The organism is Pseudomonas sp. FFPRI_1, assembly GCF_055384485.1.
The window spans coordinates 795,708-821,495 of record NZ_AP029168.1 but is presented as its reverse complement, the minus strand read 5'-3'; the positions used below and the strand labels follow the sequence as shown (position 1 = coordinate 821,495).

27 protein-coding genes are annotated in these 25,788 nt (G+C 66.5%); 24 read left to right on the top strand and 3 right to left on the bottom strand.

Annotation, left to right across the window (positions count from 1 at the left end; genetic code table 11):
• The first annotated feature begins 307 nt into the window (after window positions 1-307).
• From ACZ5BO_RS03670 to ACZ5BO_RS03560, 23 genes are all read left to right on the top strand, one after another.
• Entirely contained in the window at window positions 308-1,027 is a 720-nt protein-coding gene (locus tag ACZ5BO_RS03670; RefSeq protein ID WP_025130330.1) for a beta-ketoacyl synthase chain length factor, read from the top strand.
• On the top strand, window positions 1,003-1,824 hold the full coding sequence (locus ACZ5BO_RS03665; protein WP_025130329.1) for a lysophospholipid acyltransferase family protein: 822 nt from the start codon (window positions 1,003-1,005) through the stop codon (window positions 1,822-1,824). The genes ACZ5BO_RS03670 and ACZ5BO_RS03665 overlap by 25 nt, the downstream gene beginning before the upstream one ends.
• The gene (locus ACZ5BO_RS03660; protein WP_025130328.1) at window positions 1,793-2,065 is read left to right on the top strand and encodes a phosphopantetheine-binding protein; all 273 of its coding nucleotides are present in this window, start codon (window positions 1,793-1,795) and stop codon (window positions 2,063-2,065) included. Before ACZ5BO_RS03665 ends, ACZ5BO_RS03660 begins: the two co-directional genes overlap by 32 nt.
• Before the next feature lie 9 nt (window positions 2,066-2,074).
• Window positions 2,075-2,329, top strand: a complete 255-nt coding sequence (locus tag ACZ5BO_RS03655) for an acyl carrier protein (RefSeq protein ID WP_025130327.1) — start codon at window positions 2,075-2,077, stop codon at window positions 2,327-2,329.
• Window positions 2,326-2,871: a COG4648 family protein gene (locus ACZ5BO_RS03650; RefSeq protein WP_464698297.1), complete on the top strand. Its 546-nt coding sequence runs from the start codon at window positions 2,326-2,328 to the stop codon at window positions 2,869-2,871. Before ACZ5BO_RS03655 ends, ACZ5BO_RS03650 begins: the two co-directional genes overlap by 4 nt.
• On the top strand, window positions 2,868-4,541 hold the full coding sequence (locus tag ACZ5BO_RS03645; protein WP_464698295.1) for an ApeI family dehydratase: 1,674 nt from the start codon (window positions 2,868-2,870) through the stop codon (window positions 4,539-4,541). The genes ACZ5BO_RS03650 and ACZ5BO_RS03645 overlap by 4 nt, the downstream gene beginning before the upstream one ends.
• 31 nt (window positions 4,542-4,572) lie before the next feature.
• Window positions 4,573-5,331, top strand: coding sequence for a glycosyltransferase family 2 protein (locus ACZ5BO_RS03640; RefSeq protein WP_464698293.1), 759 nt, complete (start codon window positions 4,573-4,575; stop codon window positions 5,329-5,331).
• Complete coding sequence (locus tag ACZ5BO_RS03635) at window positions 5,328-6,284, top strand: LpxL/LpxP family acyltransferase (RefSeq protein ID WP_464698291.1); 957 nt, start codon at window positions 5,328-5,330, stop codon at window positions 6,282-6,284. The genes ACZ5BO_RS03640 and ACZ5BO_RS03635 overlap by 4 nt, the downstream gene beginning before the upstream one ends.
• Complete coding sequence (locus ACZ5BO_RS03630) at window positions 6,265-7,809, top strand: HAL/PAL/TAL family ammonia-lyase (protein ID WP_464698289.1); 1,545 nt, start codon at window positions 6,265-6,267, stop codon at window positions 7,807-7,809. The genes ACZ5BO_RS03635 and ACZ5BO_RS03630 overlap by 20 nt, the downstream gene beginning before the upstream one ends.
• Window positions 7,802-8,227 carry an acyl-CoA thioesterase gene (locus ACZ5BO_RS03625; RefSeq protein ID WP_025130321.1) on the top strand — a complete coding sequence of 142 codons (426 nt, stop codon included), beginning with the start codon at window positions 7,802-7,804 and terminating at the stop codon, window positions 8,225-8,227. The genes ACZ5BO_RS03630 and ACZ5BO_RS03625 overlap by 8 nt, the downstream gene beginning before the upstream one ends.
• On the top strand, window positions 8,224-8,904 hold the full coding sequence (locus tag ACZ5BO_RS03620; protein WP_025130320.1) for an outer membrane lipoprotein carrier protein LolA: 681 nt from the start codon (window positions 8,224-8,226) through the stop codon (window positions 8,902-8,904). The genes ACZ5BO_RS03625 and ACZ5BO_RS03620 overlap by 4 nt, the downstream gene beginning before the upstream one ends.
• A complete protein-coding gene (locus tag ACZ5BO_RS03615) occupies window positions 8,888-11,230 on the top strand; it encodes an MMPL family transporter (RefSeq protein ID WP_464698286.1) in 2,343 nt (780 codons plus the stop codon). Before ACZ5BO_RS03620 ends, ACZ5BO_RS03615 begins: the two co-directional genes overlap by 17 nt.
• Window positions 11,224-12,414: a cation:proton antiporter gene (locus ACZ5BO_RS03610; protein ID WP_464698284.1), complete on the top strand. Its 1,191-nt coding sequence runs from the start codon at window positions 11,224-11,226 to the stop codon at window positions 12,412-12,414. Before ACZ5BO_RS03615 ends, ACZ5BO_RS03610 begins: the two co-directional genes overlap by 7 nt.
• Window positions 12,401-13,648, top strand: a complete 1,248-nt coding sequence (locus ACZ5BO_RS03605) for an NAD(P)/FAD-dependent oxidoreductase (RefSeq protein WP_464698282.1) — start codon at window positions 12,401-12,403, stop codon at window positions 13,646-13,648. Before ACZ5BO_RS03610 ends, ACZ5BO_RS03605 begins: the two co-directional genes overlap by 14 nt.
• Window positions 13,645-14,406, top strand: a complete 762-nt coding sequence (locus ACZ5BO_RS03600) for a class I SAM-dependent methyltransferase (protein WP_025130316.1) — start codon at window positions 13,645-13,647, stop codon at window positions 14,404-14,406. The genes ACZ5BO_RS03605 and ACZ5BO_RS03600 overlap by 4 nt, the downstream gene beginning before the upstream one ends.
• Entirely contained in the window at window positions 14,403-14,888 is a 486-nt protein-coding gene (locus tag ACZ5BO_RS03595) for a hypothetical protein (protein ID WP_025130315.1), read from the top strand. Before ACZ5BO_RS03600 ends, ACZ5BO_RS03595 begins: the two co-directional genes overlap by 4 nt.
• Window positions 14,885-16,081, top strand: a complete 1,197-nt coding sequence (locus ACZ5BO_RS03590) for a beta-ketoacyl-[acyl-carrier-protein] synthase family protein (RefSeq protein ID WP_464698279.1) — start codon at window positions 14,885-14,887, stop codon at window positions 16,079-16,081. Before ACZ5BO_RS03595 ends, ACZ5BO_RS03590 begins: the two co-directional genes overlap by 4 nt.
• Window positions 16,078-16,551 carry a hotdog family protein gene (locus tag ACZ5BO_RS03585; protein WP_464698277.1) on the top strand — a complete coding sequence of 158 codons (474 nt, stop codon included), beginning with the start codon at window positions 16,078-16,080 and terminating at the stop codon, window positions 16,549-16,551. The genes ACZ5BO_RS03590 and ACZ5BO_RS03585 overlap by 4 nt, the downstream gene beginning before the upstream one ends.
• A complete protein-coding gene (fabG, locus tag ACZ5BO_RS03580; RefSeq protein ID WP_025130312.1) occupies window positions 16,548-17,276 on the top strand; it encodes a 3-oxoacyl-ACP reductase FabG in 729 nt (242 codons plus the stop codon). The genes ACZ5BO_RS03585 and fabG overlap by 4 nt, the downstream gene beginning before the upstream one ends.
• A complete protein-coding gene (locus tag ACZ5BO_RS03575; RefSeq protein WP_464698274.1) occupies window positions 17,276-18,502 on the top strand; it encodes a beta-ketoacyl-ACP synthase in 1,227 nt (408 codons plus the stop codon). The genes fabG and ACZ5BO_RS03575 overlap by 1 nt, the downstream gene beginning before the upstream one ends.
• Window positions 18,503-18,527: 25 nt before the next feature.
• Window positions 18,528-18,977: a hypothetical protein gene (locus ACZ5BO_RS03570; protein ID WP_025130310.1), complete on the top strand. Its 450-nt coding sequence runs from the start codon at window positions 18,528-18,530 to the stop codon at window positions 18,975-18,977.
• 62 nt (window positions 18,978-19,039) lie between these two features.
• Window positions 19,040-19,486, top strand: a complete 447-nt coding sequence (locus ACZ5BO_RS03565; protein ID WP_025130309.1) for a hypothetical protein — start codon at window positions 19,040-19,042, stop codon at window positions 19,484-19,486.
• 192 nt (window positions 19,487-19,678) lie between these two features.
• A complete protein-coding gene (locus ACZ5BO_RS03560) occupies window positions 19,679-20,170 on the top strand; it encodes a hypothetical protein (protein ID WP_025130308.1) in 492 nt (163 codons plus the stop codon).
• On the opposite strand, the gene ACZ5BO_RS03555 is transcribed toward ACZ5BO_RS03560, so the two are convergent.
• The gene (locus tag ACZ5BO_RS03555; RefSeq protein WP_025130307.1) at window positions 20,138-21,037 is read right to left on the bottom strand and encodes a LysR family transcriptional regulator; all 900 of its coding nucleotides are present in this window, start codon (window positions 21,035-21,037) and stop codon (window positions 20,138-20,140) included. The genes ACZ5BO_RS03560 and ACZ5BO_RS03555 overlap by 33 nt on opposite strands.
• 121 nt (window positions 21,038-21,158) lie before the next feature.
• Between ACZ5BO_RS03555 and ACZ5BO_RS03550 the strand changes: the two genes are divergently transcribed.
• On the top strand, window positions 21,159-22,427 hold the full coding sequence (locus tag ACZ5BO_RS03550; protein WP_464698271.1) for an MFS transporter: 1,269 nt from the start codon (window positions 21,159-21,161) through the stop codon (window positions 22,425-22,427).
• A gap of 707 nt (window positions 22,428-23,134) precedes the next feature.
• Here the strand turns inward: ACZ5BO_RS03550 and hemE are convergent.
• On the bottom strand, window positions 23,135-24,202 hold the full coding sequence (gene hemE / locus ACZ5BO_RS03545) for a uroporphyrinogen decarboxylase (protein ID WP_025130305.1): 1,068 nt from the start codon (window positions 24,200-24,202) through the stop codon (window positions 23,135-23,137).
• A 144-nt stretch (window positions 24,203-24,346) separates the two neighbouring features.
• Window positions 24,347-25,765, bottom strand: coding sequence for an FAD-dependent oxidoreductase (locus tag ACZ5BO_RS03540; protein WP_464698269.1), 1,419 nt, complete (start codon window positions 25,763-25,765; stop codon window positions 24,347-24,349).
• Between the last annotated feature and the right edge of the window lie 23 nt (window positions 25,766-25,788).

The following is a 25,788-nucleotide window of genomic DNA, read 5'->3' as shown; positions in this document are numbered from 1 at the left end:
TAGTAGCCCGCCCCGTTTCTTAGCTACCTCGGGCGTGCACGAGTTTGCGCGGCCGCGCCGCTGGGCAGGCAGCCTCGCAACGGCGCGGCGGAAAGGAATCCAGGCAGGCAAAACCGATAGTGGCAACTAGACATCCAAAATCCCGTCAGATTCGTCGCTTTTGCGACCAACAGCCCAACCAGCATTTGCTACAAGCCAGTCGCACCGGGATAATGCGCGCCACTGACGCCTTTGCGTCACCCAGGCCAGTCGCCGATCGAAGCGATATGCCGCGTCAAGGAAGCCCGCAGGGGCGGGATGAAACCAAGTGATCAAGTTCAACATCGCTCAATGGCGTGCGTGGGCCCCTGGGCTCGAAAGCGTGGACGCCTGGCAGGCCTGGAGCCAACGGCCGGCCCTGCCTGAAAGCTGCGATGCCGTCCCCGATGTGTCCTTCCTTCCCGCCATGCAGCGCCGTCGCCTCAGTCGCCTGGCACGCATGGCCTTCAGCGTTGGCTGGCCCTTGGCCGAAGGCCTTGAGCACCTGCCGCTGGTGTTCATCTCCCGTCACGGCGAAACCCCACGCACCTTCGACATCCTCAGCGACCTGGCCGCCGAACAGCCGCTGTCGCCCACTCAGTTCAGCCTCTCGGTGCACAATGCGGTGATCGGCCTGTGGTCGATCATGCGTGGCGAAACCAGTGAAATGACCGCCCTGGCCGCTGCCGGCGACGGCCTGGAGCATGGCCTGCTGGAGGCCGCTACCCTGCTGGCCGACGGTGCCCCCCACGTACTCCTGGTGATCACCGAAGAACAGCCACCCGAGGCCTACGCCAGCTGGATCGACGACGTGCCCTTCCCCTATGCCCTGGGCCTGCTGCTGACCCCTGGCGACGACTGGCAACTGACCCTGGACAGCCATGCCGGCGAAGTTCCCAAGCCCCAGTGGCCCCATGCCCTGAACCTGTTGCGTAGCCTGCTCGGCGCTCAGCCCTTTTGCCAACATGCCTGGATGAATCGCCTATGGACCTGGCAACGCAACCCCTGAACGCCAAGGGCCGCCATGCCTACTATTGGCGCCTGCTGGCCACCGCCCTGAGCTTTGCACTGTTCGGAATAGGTGGTTTGTGCCTGCGCCTGGTGGTCTTCCCCCTGCTCGCCTGCCTGCCGGGCGATGCCCGGAGCCGGCGCCTGCGGGCACGTCAGACCGTCAGCCGATTGTTCTGGCGGTTCATCCGCTTCATGGCCCGCAGCGGCGTGCTCACCTACGAAGTCCAGGGCAGCGAGCGGCTCGGGCGCCCGGGGCAGATGATCATCGCCAATCACCCGTCGCTGATCGACGTGGTGTTCCTGATCGGCCTGGTGCGCGACGCCAACTGCGTGGTGAAACGCAGCCTGTGGGACAACCCCTTCACCCGTGGGCCGGTGCGCGCTACCCAGTACATCAGCAACGACGGCAGCCTGGACATGCTCGATGCCGCCTCCCAGGCGCTGCAGGAAGGCCAGACGCTGATCGTCTTCCCCGAAGGCACGCGCACCCAACCCGGCAGTGCGCCCGCCTTTCATCGGGGGGCCGCGGCAATCGCCCTGCGCGGTGCGAAGATCATCACCCCGGTGGTGATCAAGGTCAGCCCCACTACCCTGACCAAGGCCGAGCCCTGGTACCGCATCCCGCAACGCCGTGTGCACTTCAGTTTTCACGTCGGTGCCGATATAGACCCACAAACCTTTGCAGCCCAGGGCCCGGCGCCCCAGGCTTCGCGCAAGCTCAATGAGCACTTGCACCACTATTTCATCAAGGAGCTCGCCAGAGATGAGCGATACACACCCGGACCTGATTCTTGAGATCAAGCTGCTGATCATCGACGCCCTTGGCCTCGAAGACATCAGTGCCCAGGACATCGGCAACGATCAGACACTGTTTGGTGACGGCCTCGGCCTGGATTCGGTAGACGCCCTGGAACTGGGCCTGGCGATCCAGAAAAAATACGGCATCAAGATCGACGCCGACGCCAAGGACACCCGCAACCACTTCAGTAACGTGGCGAGCCTTGCGGCGTTCGTCATTGCAAAAAAGGCAGCTTGAGACCCGACCATGCAAACCCGTGACGATATCTTCAACACCCTGCGCAATGCCCTGGTCGAACTCTTCGAGCTGGAGCCCGAGCGCATCAGCCTGGACGCCAACCTGTATCAGGACCTGGAAATCGACAGCATCGATGCGGTCGACCTGATCGACCACATCAAACGTCAGACCGGCAAGAAGATCGCCGCCGAAGAGTTCAAGTCGGTGCGCACCGTCAATGACGTGGTCGAGGCGGTCTACCGCCTGGTCCAGCCGGCCGCATGAGCCGACTGATCGGCCTCGGCCTGTTGCTGGCCGGCCTGCTTTACCCCTTTGCGGTGTACTTCGGCATGGAGCACTTCGCGCCGTGGCAGTTCGGCCTGCTGCTGGGCGGCCTGTGGCTGGCCCGGGCGCTGACCGGCGAGCGCCGGCCCGGCAGCCTGTGGATGGCCACGGCGGCGATCGTCTTCTGCCTGCTGCTGGCCTGGTTCGACCAGCCGGCGCTGCTGCGCTGGTACCCGGTGCTGATCAGCAGCTGCATGCTCGGTCTGTTCGGCCTGAGCCTGAAGTACGGCCCGCCGGTGGCCGAGCGCCTGGCCCGCATCAGCGAGCCGGACCTGCCGGAAAAGGCCATACGTTATACCCGCCAGGTGACCATTGCCTGGAGTGTGTTTTTCCTCTGTAACGGAGTGCTCGCCGCAGCCCTGACCCTGTGGGCGCCGCTGAGCTGGTGGACGTTGTACAACGGCCTGATCGCCTACGGGCTGATGGGTTTGCTGTTTGCCATTGAATGGCTTTTACGACAAAGGGTACGAGGCCGTAGATGAACTGGATTCCCCTTGAGCGGTTGTTGCTCAAGACGCACGCATCACGGGTGGTCAGCGCCCATCCCGGCATCGACCTGGAACAGCTGCAGCAACAGGCCCTGAGCCTGGCTGCGGCCCTGCAGGCCCGGGGCGTGCAGCGCCTGGCCGTGCACCTGGAGGACGCCGTCGAACTGGCCGTGGCGCTGCTGGGCGCCTGGCGCGCCGGGGTCAGCGTGTTGCTCCCCGCCGACCTGCAGGCCCAGACCCGCCAGCGCTGGGCGGCGGACGTCGACCTGTGGCTGACCGACCAGGACCCGCCCTTGCAGCCGCTGCCGGCTGCGCCTCTGGAGCCGGCCGAACTGGACCTGGACGCCTGCCGGCTGAGCCTGTGCACCTCAGGCTCCAGCGGCGAACCCAAACGCATCGAAAAAAACCTGCGCCAGCTGGCCAATGAGGTCCAGGCCCTGGAGCAGCTGTGGGGCGCAGACCTGGGCCCGGCCTGGATCATCGGCAGCGTCGCCACCCAGCATATCTATGGCCTGCTGTTCCGCGTGCTCTGGCCACTGTGCGCCGCACGCCCGTTCGTGCGCCGACAATTGCCCTTCCCCGAAGACCTGCAACGGGCCAGCCGCGAATGCCCGGCATTCGCCTGGGTGGCCAGCCCCGCACTGCTCAAGCGCATGGGTGACAACCTCGACTGGTCGGCCCTGAGCCCGGTGCGACGGGTGTTCTCCTCCGGTGGCGCCTTGCCTGCCGAGGCCGCCAGCGGGCTGCAACAGCGCCTGCAGCAATGGCCGACGGAAATCCTCGGCAGCTCGGAAACCGGCGGTATCGCCTGGCGCCAGGGCCCGACCCTGTGGCAGCCCTTCGCCGATGTACGGCTGAGCCAGGATGCCGACGGCGCGCTGTTGATCGCCTCACCCTATCTGCCCGCCGGGCATGTGGAACACAGCGCCGACGCCGCACGGATTGCCGCCGACGGGCGCTTCGAACTGCTGGGCCGCCTGGACCGCATCGTCAAGCTGGAAGAAAAGCGCATTTCCCTGCCCATGCTGGAACAGGCCCTGGAGCAGCACGACTGGGTGGCGGAAGCACGCCTGGGGGTGATCGAAGACAACCGCGCCTACCTTGGTGCCCTGCTGGTGCTCAGCGAGTCCGGCCTGCATGCCCTGCGCAACCAGGGCCGACGCCACCTGACCCAGGCCCTGCGCCAGCACCTGTCCCGGCACTGCGAAGCCCTGGCCCTGCCCCGGCGCTGGCGCCTGCTGCGGCAAATGCCCCTGAACAACCAGGGCAAACTGCCCCAGGCCGAGGTCCAGGCCCTGCTCCTGGCGCCGCGCCCGCAAGCACCAGAGGTGCTGGAGCAGGTGCAGCACGAGGAAGAGTGGCAGCTGCGACTGGCGATCCCGCCAGACCTGGCGTATTTCAGCGGGCACTTCCCCGCCACCCCGGTGCTGCCGGGGGTGGTGCAAGTGGACTGGGCCCTGGCCCTGGGCCAGCAACTGCTCCAGCTGCCGGGCCGCTTCGCCGGCATGGAAGTGCTGAAGTTCCAGCAACTGGTACGCCCCGGCGACCGGATCCAGCTCAACCTGCGCTTCGATGCCCAGCGCCAGAAACTGTATTTCGCCTACCTGAATGACGGGGCCCCCTGCTCCAGCGGGCGGATCGTCCTGGAGGCCAGCTGTGGATAACTCTTCCGGCTTCACGGCTGTAGGAGCTGGCTTGCCAGCGAAGGGGCCAACCCCGAGCCACAGGCCCTGCGCCGTCATCCCGGTCTACAACCACGAAACCGCCGTGCCTGCGGTGGTCGAGGCGCTCCTGGCCCGGGGCCTGCCCTGCGTGCTGGTGGACGACGCCAGCAGCCCCGCCTGCGCGACCGTGCTGGAAGGCATGGCCAGCCGCGACCAGGTGTTCCTGATCCGCCTGGCCCTCAACCAGGGCAAGGGCGGCGCGGTCATGGCCGGCCTGCGCGAAGCGGTGCAGCTGGGTTTCAGCCATGCCTTGCAAGTGGACGCCGACGGCCAGCATGACCTGGCGGATGTGGATAACTTCATCCACCACTCCCAGGCCCGCCCCGAGGCGCTGATCTGCGGTTATCCACAGTACGACGCCAGCGTGCCCAAGGGCCGCCTGTATGCCCGCTACCTGACCCATGTCTGGGTCTGGATCAACAGCCTGTCGCTGCAGATCCCGGATTCCATGTGCGGCTTCCGGGTCTATCCGCTGCCGGCGACCCTGGCCCTGATCGATTCGGTGCAACTGGGCCGGCGCATGGATTTCGACCCGGAGATCCTGGTGCGCCTGTCCTGGCGCAATCAGGCCATGCACTGGCTGCCGACCCGGGTGCACTATCCCCAGGACGGCCTCTCGCACTTTCGCCTGTTCCACGACAACGCCCTGATCTCGAAGATGCACGCCAAGCTGTTCTTCGGCATGTTGGCGCGCCTGCCGCTGATCCTCTGGCGGCGGTGGCGTCCATGAGCCAGGAGCAACCCAAGGAGCCCGGCAACGAACACTGGGCCAGCCATCAGGAGCGCGGCAGCTTCTGGCTGATGAAGCTCACCGCCTTCGGCGTGCGGGTGCTGGGGCGCCGGCTGCTGAGCCCGGTGCTGTACGCCATCGTGTTCTACTTCTTCCTGTTCGGCCGCCGCGCCCGGCGCAGCATCTGGCAGTACCAGGAGCGCCTGGCGACCTGGAGCGGGCGCGATGAGTTGCGCCCCAGCCAGCGGCGGGTGTTCGGCCAGTTCATGGCCTTCGCCGATGCTCTGCTGGACAAGCTCGACGTGTGGAACGGCAAGCTGCGCATCGAGCAGATCGAGATCGTCGACCCGGCGCAGCTGCGCCATCAGCTGCGCGGCGAACGCGGGCAGATGCTGGTGGGTGCGCACCTGGGCAACCTGGAAGTGTGCCGGGCCCTGGCCGAGCTGGGGGAGCAGGTGACCATGAACGTGCTGGTGCACACCAAGCACGCCGAACGCTTCAACCGCCTGCTGGGCGAAGCCGGAGCCAGCCACCTGCGGCTGATCCAGGTCAGCGAGCTGGACCCGGCGATCATGCTGCAACTGAGCCAGCGCCTGGATCGCGGCGAGTGGCTGGCGATTGCCGGCGACCGCGTGCCGCTGCACGGCGGGCGCAACGTGCGGGTGGACTTTCTCGGCCACCAGGCGGCTTTTCCCCAGGGCCCCTGGCTGCTGGCCGGGCTGCTCAAGTGCCCGGTCAACCTGCTGCTGTGCCTGAAACAGCAGGGCCGCTACCAGGTGATCCTCGAACCCTTCTCCGAGGCCGTGCAGTGGAAGCGCAGCGACCGCCAGCAGGTGATCGCCCAGTGGACCGCCCGCTACGCCGAGCGCCTGGGCCAGTACTGCCTGCAAGCCCCGCAACAATGGTTCAACTTTTACCCATTCTGGAAGACCGATGACGACCTCGACCCATGAGCCGGTAACCTTCGGCGAACACCCCCTGCGCATCGAAGACGTGCTGGCCCTGGCCAACCGCCAGGTGCCGACGCGCCTGCAAGGCGACGCCGCCTGGCGCCAGCGGATTGCCAAGGGCGCGCAGTTCCTCGATTCCCTGCTGGACAAGGAAGGGGTGATCTACGGCGTGACCACCGGCTACGGCGACTCCTGCGTGGTGGCGGTGCCGCTGCAGCACGTCGAGGCCCTGCCGCGCCATCTGTACACCTTCCACGGTTGCGGCCTGGGCAAGCTGCTGGACGCCCAGGCCACCCGCGCGGTGCTGGCGGCGCGCTTGCAGTCGCTGTGCCACGGGGTTTCCGGGGTCCGCGTAGAACTGCTGGAGCGCCTGCAGGCGTTCCTCGACCAGGACATCCTGCCGCTGATCCCCGAGGAAGGCTCGGTGGGCGCCAGCGGCGACCTGACGCCGCTGTCCTATGTGGCCGCGACCCTGTCCGGCGAGCGTGAGGTGATGTTCCGTGGCGAGCGCCGTGAAGCCGCCGACGTACACCGTGAGCTGGGCTGGGAACCCCTGGTGCTGCGGCCCAAGGAAGCCCTGGCGCTGATGAACGGCACCGCGGTGATGACCGGGCTGGCCTGCCTGGCCTTTGCCCGGGCCGACTACCTGCTGCGCCTGGCGACCCGCATCACCGCCCTCAACGTGGTGGCCCTGCAAGGCAACCCGGAGCACTTCGACGAGCGCCTGTTCGCCGCCAAGCCGCACCCCGGGCAGATGCAAGTGGCCGCCTGGCTGCGCCAGGACCTGGCGATCGACGCCCCCACCGCGCCCCTGCACCGCCTGCAGGACCGCTACTCGCTGCGCTGCGCGCCCCATGTGCTGGGGGTGCTGGCCGACAGCCTGAACTGGCTGCGCAGCTTTATCGAAACCGAACTCAACAGTGCCAACGACAACCCGATCATCGACGCCGAGGCCGAGCGCGTGCTGCACGGCGGGCACTTCTACGGCGGGCACATCGCCTTCGCCATGGACAGCCTGAAGAACCTGGTGGCCAACGTCGCCGACCTGCTGGACCGGCAACTGGCGCTGCTGGTGGACGTGCGCTACAACCACGGCCTGCCGAGCAACCTGTCCGGCGCCAGCGCCGAGCGCGCCATGCTCAACCACGGCTTCAAGGCGGTGCAGATCGGCGCCAGCGCCTGGACCGCCGAAGCCCTGAAGAACACCATGCCGGCCAGCGTGTTCTCGCGCTCCACCGAGTGCCACAACCAGGACAAGGTAAGCATGGGCACCATCGCTGCCCGCGACGCCATCCGCGTGCTCGAGCTCACCGAGCAAGTGGCCGCGGCCACCTTGCTCGCCGCCAACCAGGGCGTCTGGCTGCGCAGCCAGGAGGCCGATGCCCGGCCACTGCCACCGGCCCTGGATGCCATGCACCGGCAACTGGCCGAGGATTTTGCGCCGGTGATCGAAGACCGCGCCCTGGAGCGCGAACTGCGCCTGTGCCTGCAGCGCATCGGCGAACAACACTGGAGGCTGCATGCGTAGCAAGGGAGTGATTCACGCCGACACCCAGGTCCAGGTGCCGTTCTTCGACGTCGACACCATGCACGTCGTCTGGCACGGGCATTACGTCAAGTACCTGGAGGTCGCCCGCTGCGCCCTGCTGGACAAGCTCGGCCACAACTACAACCAGATGCTCGAATCCGGCTACGCCTGGCCGGTGATCGACCTGCAACTGCGCTACGTGCGCGGCGCGGTGTTCGGCCAGACCCTGAACGTGCGCGCCAGCCTGGTGGAGTGGGAAAGCCGGCTGAAGATCAACTACCTGATCACCGACCAGGCCACGGGCGAGCGCATGACCCGCGCCAGCTCGGTGCAAGTGGCGGTGGAGATCGCCAGCCGCGAGATGCAACTGGCCTCGCCCAAGGTCTTCACCGACGCCGTAGCGAGGGCCTTGCCATGACCGTAGGAGCGAGCTTGCTCGCGAAGAGGGTCGGTCTGGCTGCCCTGTACACGGCGCTGAGCACGGTGGTGCGGCGGTTCGCGAGCAAGCTCGCTCCTAGGGTATTGGTGTTGCTGCTGGTGCCGGGGCTGGCCCAGGCATTCGATCTGCAGCAGTTGAGCGAGCAGCTGTCGCGGCCGGAGGTGATCCACGGCCGTTTCATCCAGGAAAAACACCTGCGGGCCCTGCCCCAGCCGCTGACCAGCAAGGGCCACTTCGTGCTGGCGAAAAACCACGGCCTGCTGTGGCTGCTGCAGACCCCGCTGCAACAGGACTACCGCATCACCGCCCAGGGCATCGCCCGGCGCGATGGCGGCGGCTGGCAGATGCTCCCGGGCAAGAGCGCCGGGGCCGAACAGAACCGCCTGTTCCTCGCCGTGCTGCAGGGCGACAGCAGCGGCCTGCAGCGGGACTTCGAACTCAAGCTGCAAGGCAGTGCGCAGCACTGGCAGTTGCAACTGCTGCCCCGGTCCCTGCTGCTGCAACAGATCTTCACCCAGATCAACATCGACGGCGGCGAGCTGGTGCAGCGCATCGAACTGCTGGAAGCCCAGGGCGACCGCACCGTGCTGAGCATGCAGGACAGCAGCAGCGCCCAGCCGCTCAGCGAGACGGAGCAACATGACTTTGCCGAGTGAACGCTGGCTGCCGCGGTTGTTCCTGATCCTGCTGGCCCTGGTCCTGGCCCTGGGTGCCTGGCAATGGCGCCATGGCGCACCGTTGTCGGCCAACCTCATGGAACTGGTGCCCGGCACCGCGCCGGATGCCCTGGAGCTGCAGGCCGAGCAACGCATGCAGGAACCGCTGAACCGGGAAATCCTGGTGCTGGTGGGCCATGCCGAGCGCCAGCAGGCGGTGGCCATGGCTCGCCAACTGGCCGAGCAATGGCAGGCCAGCGGGCTGTTCGAGAAGGTCCAGTGGAACCTCCAGGCCGACCTGCCGGCCCTGCGCAAGCAACTGCTGCAAGGCCGCCTGGCGATGCTTGGGGCCAAGGACCGCGAGCAACTGGTCCAGCAGCCCCAGGCGTTTATCCAGCAACGGGTGCAGAGCCTGTTCGACCCCTTCGCCGGCTTTACCCTGGTGCCCAGCCAGGATGACTGGCTGGGCCTGACCGGGCGCATCCAGAACAGCCAGCCGCAACACGGCGCAGTACAGCTGGACATCGGCAGCGGCGCCCTGGTCGCCGAGGCCGACGGCCAGCACTGGGTGCTGCTGCGGGCCCGCACCGGCGGCAACGCCTTCGACATGCAACTGCCGCTGCAAGTGGCCGAACTGCTGAGCCACAGCCGTGAGCAGGCCAGTCAGCAACAGGTCCAACTGTTGGCCGCCAGCGGCCTGCTGTACGCCGCCAACGGCCAGCAACAGGCCACCCGGGAAATCACCTGGGTCGGCGGTGGCGCCACCCTGGGCATTCTTTTGCTGCTGCTGTTGGCCTTCCGCCGCTGGCGCGCCCTGCTGGCCTTCGTCCCGGTGCTGGTGGGCATGCTGTTCGGCGCCGTGGCCTGCGTGGCGCTGTTCGGCCACATGCACGTGATGACCCTGGTGCTGGGGTCGAGCCTGATCGGCGTGGCCGTCGACTACCCGCTGCATTACCTGTCCAAGAGCTGGAGCCTGAAACCCTGGCGCAGCTGGCCGGCACTGCGCCTGACCCTGCCGGGGCTGAGCCTGAGCCTGGCCACCAGTTGCATCGGCTACCTGGCCCTGGCCTGGACCCCGTTCCCGGCCCTGACCCAGATCGCCGTGTTCTCCGCCGCCGGCCTGGTGGGCGCCTACCTGGCAGCGGTGTGCCTGCTGCCGGCGCTGCTCAAGGGCGTGGAGCTGCGCCCGGCGCAGTGGCCGCTGCAAGTGGCCGAAGCCTTGCTCAAGGTTCGCGCGGCCCTGCTCAAGCGCGTGCCGAGCCCGGTGCTGCTGGTGTTGCTGGCGCTGTTCTGCGCCGCCGGCCTGTGGCAGCTCGAGAGCAAGAATGACATCCGCCAGTGGGTCGGCGCGCCGCCGCAACTGTTGCAGGAAGCCCAGGCCATCGCGCGGATCACCGGCTATCAGCCCACCAGCCAGTTCTTCCTGGTGCGCGCTGCCGATCAGCAGCAACTGCTGGAACGCCTGGACGCCCTGGACCTGCGCCTGCAACCACTGGTGAACCTGAGCAAGCTCAAGGGCTACCTGTCGCTGAACCAGTTGCTCAGCCAACCCACCGAACAGCAGCGGGTGCGCGAGGCCCTCAAGCAACTGCCGCGCTTCTGGCAGCCACTGCTGGACCTGGGGGTGCCCCAGGCAGCGCTGCAAGCGGAGCTGGAACAGCTGCAGCAATTGCCGGTGGAAGACCTCGACGCCGCGCTTTCCGGGCCTCTGGCCGAGCCCTATCGCCCGCTGTGGCTGGGAGCCAACGCCAACGGCGTGGCCGCCATGGTCAACCTGCAGGGGCTGAACGACGCCACCCTGCTGCGCATCCAGGCCGATGACCTGCCAGGGGTGCAACTGGTGGACCGCCTGGGTGAACTGAACCGGGTGTTCGCCGCCACCCAGGTCAGCGCCGCCGAGCTCAAGCTGGCCTCCTGCGGGCTGATCGTGCTGCTGCTGATTCTGCCCTTCGGCGTCGGCGGTGCCCTGCGCCTGGTGGCCTTGCCCTTGCTCGCGGCCCTGTGCAGCCTGGCCAGCCTCGGCTGGCTGGGGCAGCCGCTGACCCTGTTCAGCCTGTTCGGCCTGCTGCTGGTGACGGCCATCAGCGTCGACTACGCGATCCTCATGCGCGAGCAGATCGGCGGCGCCGCGGTGAGCCTGCTGGGCACGCTGCTGGCGGCCCTGACCACCTGGCTGTCGTTCGGCCTGCTGGCAATTTCCAGCACTCCGGCGGTGAGCAACTTCGGCCTGGCGGTCAGCCTCGGGCTGGCCTTCAGCTTCATCCTCGCGCCCTGGGCCGGGCACACGCCGCACCCGGCGCCCGAAGCAGAGCGTGCGCCATGCTGACCCTGCTGTTCTGGCTGCTGGCCCTGGCGCTGTTTGCCCTGGCCACCCACATCGGCCGGCGCCTGGGCCTGATTCCGATTGTCAGCCAGCTGCTGCTGGCGACCTTCGGCCTGCCCTTGCTGATGCTGCTGTGGATCGAACCGCACTGGCAGCTCAGCGGCGCACAACTGGTTTCGCCGCCCTGGCTCAGGCACCTGTACAGCCTGGGCTTTGCCCTGCTGCTGGGGCATATCCTCAGTGACGTGATCGACCTGCGCCTGGACCGCCAGAGCCTGAAGATCGCCGTGCCAAGCTTCGGCATTCCCTTCGCCTGCGGCCTGGCCACGGCTTTCTGCCTGCTGCCGGCGCAACCCTGGATCAGCTCCCTGGCCGTCGGCCTGCTGTTCGCCATCACCGCGATCCCGGTGCTCTACCTGTACCTGCGGCACATCCAGTACCCGCCCGCCGCCACCCGGCGCCTGGTGCAGAGCGCAATCCTCATCGACCTGACCTGCTGGAGCCTGTTCGCCCTGGCCCAGGGCAGCCTGCACCTCGCCAGCCTGCTGCTGCCCCTGGCCGGCGCCTGCCTGCCCCTGCTGCTGCGCGGCCTGGGCCTGCGCCAGCCGCTGCTCTACAGCCTGGGCTTCTTCGGCCTGCTGGTGCTGGCCGAGCACTACCGGCTCAATGCGCTGATCCTCGGCATCGGCTACCTGCTGTGCATGGCCGCCCTCAAGCTGGCGCTGGTGCTGCCGTTACAGGCTGCCTGGATGCACCGCTTGCAGACCTACGTCGCCATCCCGCTGATCCTGACCTTCGGCATCGTGCAGATCGATGTGCACAGCGCCATGGGCAGCCTCGGCTGGGTACAGCTGGCGGCGCTGTTGCTGTTGCCGATCGCCAGCAAGCTGCTGGGCAACTGGCTGGGCCTGGCCTGGGCCGGCGCGGCTTTCGAGGGCGCCAGCCGCTGGCGGGAAAGCCTGCTGCTGAACATTCGCGGCTTGAGCGAGATCGTCTTTCTCAACCTGCTGCTGCAACAGCAATTGATCAGCCCGGCGCTGTACTTCGCGCTGATGCTCATGGGCCTGATCGCCACCCTGCTGCCGGCCCTGGCCGGGCTGCAGCGAATTCCCCTGGCCCCGGCAAACGTGGCCTCCCTGAACCTGAATATCGCCAAACCGGCAAGGAGCCCCAGTGCCAACAGTTGAAATGGAACGTCGCCAGGTCGTGGTGATCGGTGCCGGCCCTTCGGGGGCCATCGCGGCCGCGCTGCTCAAGCGCCAGGGCCACGACGTGCTGATCGTCGAGCGGCAACATTTCCCGCGGTTCTCCATTGGTGAAAGCCTGCTGTCCCACTGCCTGGACTTCGTCGAGGAAGCCGGAATGCTCGAGGCCGTGCAGGCCGCCGGCTTCCAGCTGAAAAACGGCGCGGCCTTCGCCTGGGGCGAGCACTACAGCACCTTCGATTTCGGCGACACCTTCAGCAAAGGCAAACCCACCACCTTCCAGGTGCAGCGGGCCGATTTCGACAAGTTGCTGGCCGACCAGGCCGCCCTGCAAGGGGTGGAGATCCGCTATGGCGAAGAGATCGTCGCAGTGGACGTCGAACGCCCGCTGCCGTACCTGGACTGCCGCCGCGAAGACGGTAGCCAGTACCGCATCGAGGCCGACTTCATCCTCGACGCCAGCGGCTACGGCCGGGTCCTGCCACGGCTGCTGGAACTGGAAGCGCCATCCAGCTTCCCGGTGCGCCGGGCGGTGTTCACCCACGTCGAGGATCGCATCGACTGCGAGCATTTCGACCGCGACAAGATTCTCATCACCACCCACCCGGAACACCGTGACATCTGGTTCTGGAGCATCCCCTTCAGCAACGGTCGCTGCTCGGTGGGGGTGGTGGCCGCCGAGGAGCATTTCGCCGGCCGCGACGCCGACCTCGATGCCTGCCTGCGCGGTTTCATCGCCCAGACCCCGAGCCTGGCCAGGGTCCTGCAATACGCCGAATGGGACACCCCGGCACGGACCATCGGCGGCTACTCGGCCAACGTCACCACCCTGCATGGGCCCGGGTTTGCCCTGCTGGGCAATGCCGCGGAATTTCTCGACCCGGTGTTCTCCTCTGGAGTGACCATCGCCATGCGCTCCTCGAGCATGGCCGCTGCCGTACTGCACCGCCAGCTGCAGGGCGAGTGCGTGGACTGGCAGAGCGATTTCGCCGAACCCCTCAAGCGCGGCGTCGACACCTTCCGCTGCTACGTCGAGGGCTGGTACGCCGGCACCTTCCAGGACGTGATCTACCATCCGGGCAGCTCGCCGGAGATCCGCCGCATGATCAGCTCGATCCTCGCCGGTTATGCCTGGGATGAGCGCAACCCCTTTGTCAGCGAGCCCCGGCGCCGACTCAAGGCCCTGTCGGAAGTCTGCGCGAGGGACAACGCATGAATGACCAGAGCAGCCAGTACCTGAGCGCCAGCTACGTCGAGGAAACCCGCTTCGGCTTCTGGTTCCTGCGCAGCCACACCTGGCAGCACCATGTGCTGCGGGTGGCGATCAATGACCTGCGCTCGCTGTTCGACGCCGAGCTGCCGCGCAACCCGGTGCTGCTGGATGCCGGCTGCGGCCAGGGCAAGTCGTTCCAGTACCTGCGCCAGGTGTTCGCCCCGCAACGCCTGATCGGCCTCGACGCCGATCCCCACAGCCTCAAGCTCAGCGCCGAGGAAGCCCGGCGCCAGCAGATGCAGGTGGAGTTGATCGGCAGCGACTGCGCGACCCTGGAACTGGCCGATGCCAGCGTCGACCTGCTGTTCTGCCACCAGACCTTCCACCACCTGGTGGAACAGGAAAAGGCCCTGGCCGAGTTCTACCGGGTGCTCAAGCCCGGGGGTTACCTGCTGTTCGCCGAATCCACCGAAGCCTACATCGACACCTGGGTGATCCGCTGGCTGTTCCGCCACCCGATGCACGTGCAGAAGAGCGCCGGCGAATATTTGCAGATGATTGGTCGGCAGGGCTTTGAATTCGGCCCGCAGAACGTGTCTTATCCCTACCTGTGGTGGAGCCGCGCCAAGGACTTCGGCCTGCTGGAGCGCTTTGGCCTGCGCCGGCCGCCGCCGGTGGGCCAGCGCGAGGAAACCCTGGTCAATGTGGTGGCCCGCAAGCCGCTCGCTCCCCCTGTTGCCGAGGAAGGCCTGTCCGAATGATCCGTGCCCTGCTGCTCGGTTGTGTCCTGTTGCTGAGCGCTTGCGTCAGTCAGGCTCCGCTGCCCGAGCGCACGCCCTCGCTGGAGCTGCCGTTGCAGCTCCACGTCCAGCGCCAGCTACAGGACCAGCGCCAGGACTGGCTGCTGGTGATCCAGGCCGAAGGCCCGGGCCTGCGCTGGTCACTGATGGACCCCCTGGGCATTCCCCAGGCCCGTCAGCGCCTGGTGGGCGGACACTGGCAGGCCGACGGCCTGCTGCCACCGAATCCGGAAGCCCGGGAGCTGTTCGCGGCCTTGCTGTTTGCCCTGACGCCCACTGCCGAGCTGACGGCCAATTATCCGGACGCCCGGCAACAGGGCGCCCAACGTAGCCTCGGCCCGCGCTGGCGGGTCGACTATCAACACGCTCTGGATTTCACCTTGAACCTGCCCCAAGGCCCGTACTACCACATCACTGCACTGAGCACCGAGGCCACGCCATGACGGCCTACCTCAACGCCCTCGGGGTGATCTGCGCCCTGGGCCGCAGTCGCCGGGAAGTCGCCCGCAGCCTGTTTGCCGGCGACTGCTCGGGCCTGCGCGAGGAAAGCCACTGGGTACCCGGGCGCACCCTGCCGGTGGCGACCGTACGCGGCCCGCTGCCCTGCATGCCGGCGGGGCTCGAGCCCCACAACAGTCGCAACAACCAACTGCTGCTGGAAGCCTCGCGACAGATCGAGGACGACATCCAGCAGGCGATCCGGCGCTACGGCCGTGGCCGCATCGGCATCGTCCTGGGCACCAGCACCTCGGGGATCGACGAAGCCAGCCGCGGCATCGCCCGCTACCTGCAAGACCGGCAGTTCCCGGCGGACTACGACTACCGCCAGCAGGAGCTCAGCGCCCCGGCGAACTTTCTCGCCGAGTGGCTGCAATTGAGCGGCCCGGCCTACGTGATCTCCACCGCCTGCACCTCCAGTGCCCGGGCCCTGATCAGCGCCCGGCGCCTGCTCGACCTGGGCCTGTGCGACGCCGTGCTGTGCGGCGGCGTCGACAGCCTGTGCAAGCTCACCCTCAACGGTTTCACGGCCCTGGAGGCGGTCTCCGGGCAACGCTGCAACCCGTTTTCGCGCAACCGCGACGGGATCAACATCGGTGAAGCGGCGGTGCTATTCCTGATGACCCGGGACCCCGGCGCGCAGCCGTCCATCGCCCTGCTGGGCGGGGGCGCCAGCTCCGACGCCTACCATATTTCCGCCCCGGCCCCCGATGGTCGCGGCGCGCTCCAGGCCATGAACCAGGCCCTGCGCAGTGCGGCCCTGCAGCCGCAGCAGATCGATTACCTGAACCTGCACGGCACCGCCACCCAGCACAACGACGCCATGGAAAGCCTGGCCGTGGCGCAACTGTTCCCCGCGGACCTGCCCTGCTCATCGACCAAACCCATGAGCGGCCACACCCTGGGGGCGGCGGGCGCTCTGGAGGCCGCGTTCTGCTGGCTGAGCCTGGGCACCGACAACCCCGACCAGGCACTGGCGCCCCATGTCTGGGATGCCCAGCCCGACCCTGCCTTGCCGGCGCTGCGCTGGGTGACCCCGGCCGACCGCCTGCCCCGTCACGCCCCGCGCCGCCTGATGAGCAATTCCTTTGCCTTCGGCGGCAACAACGTCAGCCTGATTATCGGAGACGCCCCATGATTGACCGGCCGCTCGCCGAGTTGCTGCCCCACGCCGGAGACATGATCCTCATCGATCAGGTCCTGGCCTTTGATGAAGAACAGATCCGCACCCGCCTCGAAGTTCGCCCCGGCGGCCTGTTCAACCGCGCCGACGGCAGCCTGCCGGCCTGGGTCGGGGTCGAGCTGATGGCCCAGAGCGTGGCCGCCTATGCCGGTTGCCGCGCCCGCCAGCAGGGTCTGCCGGTGGAGTTGGGCTTCCTTCTGGGCACCCGTAAATTCGAATGCAATGTCGAGCACTTTGCCGTCGGCAGCACCCTGGAGATCCATGCCCTGCGTTCTCTGGAAGACGACAACGGCATGGGCGTGTTCGAGTGCCACCTCAGTGGCCCCGGCATTGCCGCCAGCGCGCGCCTGAACGTGTTCCGCCCGCCCCAGGCCGCCGACTACCTGCATGAAACACCTGCCTCTTCTACAGGAACCCCGTCATGACTGACTCCGTACTGGTCACCGGCTCCAGCCGTGGCATCGGCCGGGCCATCGCCCTGCGTCTAGCCCAGGCCGGCTATGACCTGGTGCTGCACTGCCGCAGTGGCCGCAGCGACGCCGACGCCGTCAAGGGCGAGGTCGAGGCCCTGGGCCGCAGCGCCCGCATCCTGCAATTCGATGTCTCGGACCGGGATGCCTGCCGGACCGCTCTGGAAGCCGACGTCGAGGCCCACGGTGCCTATTACGGCGTGGTGCTGAACGCCGGCCTGACCCGCGACGGTGCCTTCCCGGCCCTCAGCGAAGAGGACTGGGACCAGGTGCTGCGCACCAACCTCGACGGTTTCTACAACGTCCTGCACCCGGTGATGATGCCGATGATCCGTCGTCGCGCACCGGGGCGGATCATCTGCATCACCTCGGTCTCGGGGCTGATCGGCAACCGTGGCCAGGTCAACTACAGCGCCTCCAAGGCCGGTCTGATCGGCGCCGCCAAGGCCCTGGCCATCGAGCTGGGCAAGCGCAAGATCACCGTCAACTGCGTGGCCCCCGGGTTGATCGACACCGCCATGCTGGATGAAAACGTGCCAGTGGACGAACTGCTGAAAATGATCCCGGCCCAGCGCATGGGCACCCCGGAAGAAGTGGCCGGCGCGGTGAACTTCCTGATGTCCGCCGAAGCCGGCTACATCACTCGCCAGGTGCTCTCGGTCAACGGGGGCCTGTGCTGATGAAACGCGTGGTCGTCACCGGCATGGCCGGCATCACTTCCCTGGGCAGCGACTGGGCCAGCATCGCCGAGCGCTTCGGCGCCAACCGCAGTGGCATCCGGCGCATGGACGAATGGGACCGCTTCAGCGAACTCAACACCCGCCTGGCCGGCCCCATTGACGACTTCCAGGTGCCCGGACACTGGACCCGCAAGCAACTGCGCAGCATGGGCCGGGTCTCGCGCCTGGCCGTGGGCGCCGCCGAGCAGGCCCTGGCCGACGCCGGGCTGCTGGGCGACCCGTCGATCAAGGACGGGCGCATGGGGGTGGCCTGCGGTTCCTCCACCGGCAGCACCGACGAGATCAAGGCCTTCGGCAACATGCTGCTGAACTCGGTGGCCGAGGGGCTCAACGCCAATTCCTACGTGCGCATGATGCCCCACACCACCGCGGCCAATATCAGCATCTTCTTCGGCCTCACCGGACGCCTGATTCCCACCTCCAGCGCCTGCACCAGTGGCAGCCAGGGCATCGGCTACGCCTACGAGGCGATCAAGTTCGGCCGCCTGCCGCTGATGCTCGCCGGCGGCGCCGAGGAACTGTGTCCCACCGAAGCCATGGTGTTCGACGCGCTGTATGCCACCAGCCTGAAAAACGATGCGCCGCACACCAGTCCCCGGCCCTACGACTGCGATCGCGACGGCCTGGTGATCGGCGAAGGCGGCGGCATGCTGGTGCTCGAGGAGCTGGAGCATGCCCTGGCCCGGGGCGCGCGGATCCATGCGGAAATCGTCGGCTTCGGCAGCAATGCCGACGGCCAGCACACTACCCGTCCCGAGCAGCTCACCATGCGTCGGGCCATGGAGCTGGCCCTGGAGGATGCGGCCCTGTTCCCGGCGGCCATCGGCTACGTCAACGGCCATGGCACCGCCACCGAGCAGGGCGATATCGCCGAGACCCAGGCCACCAGCAGCCTGTTCGGCAGCCGCATGCCCATCAGCTCGCAGAAGAGTTTCCTTGGCCACACCCTGGGGGCCTGTGGCGCCCTGGAGTCCTGGTTCAGCATCGAGATGCTCAACCGCGACCTGTATGTGCACACCTGCAACCTGGACCAGGTCGACCCCCGCTGCGGCGAGCTGGACTACCTGCAGGGCGGCTTTCGCGCCATGAGCCACGAATACGTAATGAACAACAACTTTGCCTTTGGCGGCGTCAACACCTCGTTGATCTTCCGCCGCTGGTCCTGATGCCTCACCTCACTGGAGAAATGGAATGTCTTCGCTGTTTCGCGCCACCCTCATCGTCCTTGCTCTGCTGAGCGTCACCGCCTGTACCAGCAAGCGCATGTACACCCCCAACCGCATCATCCCGGCCACCATCCAGGCCGACCAGGAACAGGTCAAGCAGGCGATCCTGAAGAACCTCGTCGCCCGCAAGTGGACCGTGCAGCGCATCAGCCCGGAGCTGATCCAGGCCGAGATCACCGTGCGTGAACAGTTCCACGCCGAGATCGATATCCAGTACTCCGCCAGCCACTACAAGATCCTCTACCGCGACAGCCGTGACCTGGACTACAAGGACGGCAAGATCCACAAGAACTACATCCGCTGGGTGCGCCTGCTGGACAAGGGCATCCTGCGTGAACTGCGGGACAACCAGAACGAGCGGACCGCACAACAGCTGTCCGATGGCGCCGCCAAGAGCTTCCCGGCCGCCCAATGATTCCTTCCCGGCGACCCCGCTCGCCGGGCTGCTTTACCCCCCTTGATGTCATGGAGAATGCGATGCGTTTGAAGACACTGGCGGCCACCGCCACCCTGCTGCTGTGCACCCTGCCCGGCGTCAGCCAGGCCCGGGATACCGCCCTGTACCTGCCCTTCGACAAGGTGGTGGCCGAGGCCATCAGCACCGGCAAGATCGACGGCAGCGTGAAGTTCTACCTGGCGGGCAACAAGCCGGCCGGCAAGGTCAGCGTGCTCAGCCCCGGCGCCGTGACCAACAAGAAGACCAATGCCTTCGGCAAGGCCGACCAGGTGGCCTGCGAGTGGGCCTTGCAGTCGGCGCTGATCACCCTGCACGAAGCGGCGAAGAAAGTCGGTGCCAATGCCGTGACCGACATCGCCAGCTTCTACAAGAGCCGTGAGCGCAAGGACGCCACCACCTATGAGTGCCATGCCGGCGCCATCATGGCTGGCGTCGCGCTGCGCGGGGATCTGTCCAAGGTCCAGTGACCTGCCGTCGACAGCGAAGGGCGCCTTTTGGGCGCCCTTTTCGTTTCCGGGATTTTTCCGGAAGCGCGCCAATCGCCGTCTACACTCGCAACAGCAGGCCGGAGCATCGCCGCCTGCGGGAGCCAAGCTGCGCGGCCGGGCCTCGACCGGCGTGACGGTGGCACCCCTTTCACGTCCGTCAAGGAGCCGACCATGCAAGTGAAAGCGCTGATTGCCCTGGCCCTGCTAGCTGTCCTGAGCCCCACCAGCCAGGCCACCAACCTGATGTACATGCCCTTCGAGAAAGTCGTCGCCGATGCCCAGCGCGCCGGGCGCCTGGACGGTAGCGTGAGCTTCTACCTGGCGGGCAACCCGCATCCGCCGCTGCTCAGGGTCCAGGTCACTGAGCTGGCCACCAACAAGAAGACCAATGCCTTCAACAAGAGCGACATCGACGCCTGCGAATGGGCCCTGCAGTCAGCCCTGATCACCCTGCAAGCGGCGGCCAAGCGGGTCGGCGCCAACGCGGTGACCAATATCGTCAGCTACTACAAGCACCATGTGCGCAAGGACCTGAACACCTACGAATGCCACGCCGGGGTGCTGATGGCCGGCGTGGCCCTGCGCGGCGACCTGGTGTACCTCCAGGCCCCGGTGCGGCCCAACCTCCCCTCAGGGCGCGGCCCCGGTCTTGCGCGTCAGTAGCTCGACAAAGGCCTGGGCCATGGGCGAGTTCTGGTCCTTGCGCTGCACCAGCCACACCGCCGACATGGCCTCGGGGTCCAGCAGGCGCCGATAGACCACGCCATCGATGCGCATGCGCTGGTAGGACGCCGGCAATACCGAGACCCCCAACCCGGCGGCCACCAGGCCGATGATGGTCATGGCTTCGCCCGCCTCCTGGGCAAAATGCGGGGTAAACCCGGCATCCCGGGACAGGCTCAGCAACTGGGCGTACAGGCCGCTGCCATAGCTGCGGGGAAAGAACACGAAGGGCTCGTGGGCCAGCGCCGCCAGATGCAGGCCCTCTTCACTGCCACCGGCCAGCGGGTGCTTGGCGCTGAGCACCGCCACCAGCGGCTCGCGCAACAGCTCCACCACCGACAGCGAATCCGGCAGGGGCAAGGGCCGCATGATGCCGACCTGGATCGACTGGTCCACTAGCGCCTCGGCCACCTGGGTGCTGCTCATTTCCTTGAGCTTGAGGTGCACCGCAGGGAAGCGCTGGCGAAAGGCGAAGATCGCCTGGGGAATGGTCGAGTTGAACGGAGCCGACGAGGTGAAGCCGATCTTCAACTCCCCCAACTCGCCCAGTTGCGCGCGCCGCGCCACATCCGCCGCCTTGTCCACCTGGGCCAGCACCAGCCGCGCCTCTTCGAGGAACAGGCGTCCGGCCTCGCTGAGTTCGACCCGACGATTGGTTCGCTCGAACAAACGGGCACCAACCTCCTGCTCCAGCGCCTGGATCTGCTGGCTCAGGGGCGGCTGGGAGATGCCCAGCACCTGGGCCGCGCGGCCAAAATGCAGCTCTTCGGCGACGGCAATGAAGTAGCGCAGGTGACGCAATTCCATGGGGACCTCATTAAGTCTTCAAACCTATCAAACAGGTCGAACAATATATTGGAAAGAATCATTAGCCAGCTATATGCTTTTTCCATTGCCTGACCGGCTGCGTTCCCCCCCGAGGTCCCCCGTGAAATCCGCTGTTGCCGTTGTTGCCCCCCCTGCCCACGAACCCCCTGCCACGCCCCTGGACGAGGTGGTCGCCCAACTCAACGAGGTCTATATCGAGAAAGGCACGCCGCTGTTCATGCGCACGGTGCTGGCGCTGTTCTCCGGCGGTTTCGCCACCTTCGCCCTGCTGTACTGCGTACAACCGATGATGCCGCTGCTGTCCCGGGACTTTTCCATCAACGCCGCCCAGAGCAGCCTGATCCTCTCGGTCGCTACCGGCATGCTGGCCATCGGGCTGCTGATCACCGGACCGATTTCCGATCGCATCGGCCGCAAGCCGGTGATGGTCGCCGCCCTGCTCGCCGCCGCCCTGTGCACCATCGCCAGCGCGCTGATGCCCAGCTGGCACGGGGTGCTGCTGATGCGTGCGCTGGTGGGCCTGTCCCTGAGCGGGCTGGCCGCGGTGGCCATGACCTACCTGAGCGAAGAGATCCACCCGCAGCACATCGGCCTGGCCATGGGCCTGTACATTGGCGGCAACGCCATTGGCGGCATGAGCGGACGGCTGATCACCGGGGTGCTGATCGACTTCGTCAGCTGGCACACGGCGATGCTGGTGATCGGTGGGCTGGCGCTGATCGCTGCGGCGGTGTTCTGGCGCATCCTGCCCGAGTCGCGCAACTTCCGCCCTCGCTCGCTGCACCCGCGCAGCCTGCTGGAGGGTTTCAGCATGCACTTTCGCGATGCTGGCCTGCCCTGGCTGTTCCTCGAAGGCTTCCTGCTGATGGGGGCCTTCGTCACCCTGTTCAACTACATCGGCTATCGCCTGCTGGCCGAGCCCTATCAACTGAGCCAGGCCTGGGTCGGGATGCTCTCGGTGGTGTACCTGTCGGGGATCTACAGCTCGGCGAAGATTGGCGCCCTGGCCGACCAGTTGGGGCGCCGCCGGGTGCTCTGGGCCACCATCGTGCTGATGCTGGCAGGGATTGCCCTGACCCTGCTGACGCCGTTGTCCCTGGTGCTGATCGGCATGCTGCTGTTCACCTTCGGCTTCTTCGGCGCCCACTCGGTGGCCAGCAGCTGGATCGGCCGCCGGGCCACCAAGGCCAAGGGCCAGGCCTCTTCCCTGTACCTGTTCAGCTACTACGCCGGCTCCAGCATTGCCGGCACTGCCGGTGGAGTGTTCTGGCACCTGGCGGGCTGGAACGGTATCGGCCTGTTTATCGGTGCCTTGCTGGTGGGCGCACTGCTGATCGCCATGAAGCTGGCCAAACTCCCGCCTTTGTAACGCCTGGCCTGCGTAGGAGCTGGCTTGCCAGCGAAGGCGTCCGCCAGGCAGGTGCAAATCTCGAAGGCCCCTTCGCCAGCAAGCTGGCTCCTACACAGCACTCATCGTTCCGCCAGGCCCTCGTAGGAGCTGGCTTGCCAGCGAAGGCGTCCGCCAGTCAGGTGCAAATCTCGAAGGCCCCTTCGCCAGCAAGCTGGCTCCTACACAGCACTGATCGTACCGCCGGGCTCCTGTAGGAGCTGGCTTGCCAGCGAAGGCGTCCGCCAGTCAGGTGCAAATCTCGAAGGCCCCTTCGCCAGCAAGCTGGCTCCTACACAGCACTCATCGTTCCGCCAGGCCCTCGTAGGAGCTGGCTTGCCAGCGAAGGCGTCCGCCAGTCAGGTGCAAATCTCGAAGGCCCCTTCGCCAGCAAGCTGGCTCCTACACAGAACAGATCGTACCGCCGGGCTCCTGTAGGAGCTGGCTTGCCAGCGAAAGCGTCCGCCAGGCAGGTGCAAATCTCGAAGGCCCCTTCGCCAGCAAGCTGGCTCCTACACAGCACTGATCGTACCGCCGGGCCCTCGTAGGAGCTGGCTTGCCGGCGAAGGCGTCCGTCAGGCAGGTGCAGGGCTTGAGGGCCCCTTCGCCGGCAAGCCGGCTCCTACAAAAAAGGGGTGCGCCAATGAAAACGCCCGGCAGGTGCCGGGCGTTTTTTCATGGGGTGGCGCTTATGCGTGGTACTGCGCCGACAGCTCGTGAACCGCTTCCAGGAAAGCACCGGCGTGCTCCGGCTTCACTTCCGGGGTGATGCCGTGGCCCAGGTTGAACACGTGGCCGCTGCCCTTGCCGTAGCTCGCGAGGATGCGCGCCACTTCGCTGCGGATCGCCTGCGGGTTGGCGTAGAGCACGGTGGGGTCCATGTTGCCTTGCAGCGATACCTTGCTGCCGACCCGACGCCGGGCCTCGCCGATGTCGCAGGTCCAGTCCAGGCCCAGGGCATCGGCGCCGGCGTCAGCAATGCTTTCCAGCCACAGGCCACCGCCCTTGGTGAACAGGATCACCGGCACCTTGCGCCCGTCGTGCTCGCGGATCAGGCCGCTGACGATCTTGCGCATGTAGGCCAGGGAGAACTCCTGGTAAGCCGCCGCCGAGAGGCTGCCGCCCCAGCTGTCGAAAATCTGCACCGCCTGGGCACCGGCCAGAATCTGCCCGTTGAGGTAGGAAGTGACCGACTGCGCCAGCTTGTCCAGCAGCAGGTGCATGGCTTGCGGGTTGTCGTAGAGCATGGCCTTGGACTTGCGGAAGTCCTTCGACGAGCCGCCTTCGACCATGTAGGTGGCCAGGGTCCAGGGGCTGCCGGCGAAACCGATCAGCGGCACCCGGCCATTGAGTTCGCGACGAATGGTGCTGACCGCATCCATCACATAGCCCAGGTCCTTTTGCGGATCAGGGATCGGCAGGGCCTCGATGTCGGCCAGGGTGCTGACCACTTTCTTGAAGCGCGGGCCTTCACCGGTCTCGAAGTACAGGCCTTGGCCCATGGCATCGGGGATGGTCAGGATGTCGGAGAAGAGGATCGCCGCATCCAGCTGCGGGTAGCGGTCCAGAGGCTGCAGGGTGACTTCGCAAGCGAACTCCGGGTTCATGCACAGGCTCATGAAGTCACCGGCGTTGGCACGGCTGGCGCGGTATTCAGGCAAGTAGCGCCCGGCTTGCCGCATCATCCACACCGGGGTGACGTCTACGGGTTGCTTGAGCAGGGCACGAAGGAAACGGTCGTTCTTCAGGGCAGTCATGTCGGCATCCGGAAAAAAAGTGGGGGCATTTTCTCAGAGCGCGGCACAGAAAGACAGCCGCAAGCGGCAAGCTACAAGCCGCAAGCTGAAAGCGCTGATGCCTTCAACTTGTCGCTTGCAGCTTGAAGCTTGCTGCTGGCGTCGTCAGACGCCCAGGTAGTCGAGGATGCCTTCGGCGGCGTTACGGCCTTCGAAGATCGCCGTCACCACCAGGTCGGAACCGCGCACCATGTCGCCACCGGCGAAGATTTTCGGGTTGCTGGTCTGGTGCTTGTACTGACCTTGCTCGGGGGCCACGACCCGGCCCTGGCTGTCGGTCTGGATGCTGAACTGCTCGAACCACGGCGCCGGGCTTGGACGGAAACCGAAGGCGATGACCACGGCATCGGCCGGGATGATCTCTTCGGAACCCGGGATCGGCTCGGGGCTGCGGCGGCCACGGGCATCCGGCGCGCCGAGACGGGTCTCGACCACCTTCACGCCTTCGACCTTGTCTTCACCGACAATGGCGATCGGCTGGCGGTTGTAGAGGAATTTCACGCCCTCTTCCTTGGCGTTCTTCACCTCTTTGCGCGAGCCGGGCATGTTGGCTTCGTCACGACGATAGGCACAGGTCACCGACTTGGCGCACTGGCGGATGGAGGTGCGGTTGCAGTCCATCGCGGTGTCGCCGCCGCCCAGTACCACCACCTTCTTGCCTTTCATGTCGACGAAGTCTTCCGGCGACTTTTCAAAGCCCAGGTTGCGGTTGACGTTGGCGATCAGGAAATCCAGGGCGTCGTACACCCCTGGCAGGTCCTCGCCGGCAAAGCCGCCCTTCATGTAGGTGTAGGTGCCCATGCCCATGAACACCGCATCGTATTCGGCGAGCAGTTGCTCCATGGTCACGTCCTTGCCGACCTCGGTGTTGAGGCGGAATTCGATGCCCATGCCGCTGAAGACTTCGCGACGGTTGCTCAGCACGGTCTTTTCCAGCTTGAACTCGGGGATGCCGAAGGTCAGCAGGCCGCCGATTTCCGGGTTCTTGTCGAACACCACCGGGGTCACGCCGCCACGCACCAGCACGTCGGCGCAGCCCAGGCCCGCAGGGCCCGCGCCGATGATCGCCACGCGCTTGCCGGTGGGCTTGACCTTGGACATGTCCGGGCGCCAGCCCATGGCGAAGGCGGTGTCGGTGATGTACTTCTCCACCGAGCCGATGGTCACCGCGCCAAAGCCGTCGTTGAGGGTGCAAGCACCCTCGCACAGACGATCCTGCGGGCAGACCCGGCCACAGACTTCCGGCAGGGTGTTGGTCTGGTGCGACAGCTCGGCGGCGGCGAGGATGTTGCCCTCGGCCACCAGCTTGAGCCAGTTGGGAATGAAGTTGTGCACCGGGCACTTCCACTCGCAATACGGGTTACCGCAACCCAGGCAGCGGTGGGCCTGGTCGGCGGACTGCTGGGGCTTGAAGGGTTCGTAGATTTCCACGAACTCCTTCTTGCGCTGGCGCAGCAGTTTCTTCTTCGGGTCTTTACGACCGACCTCGATGAACTGGAAGTCGTTATTCAGACGTTCAGCCATTTTCAAAAACCTCTATACAGCAG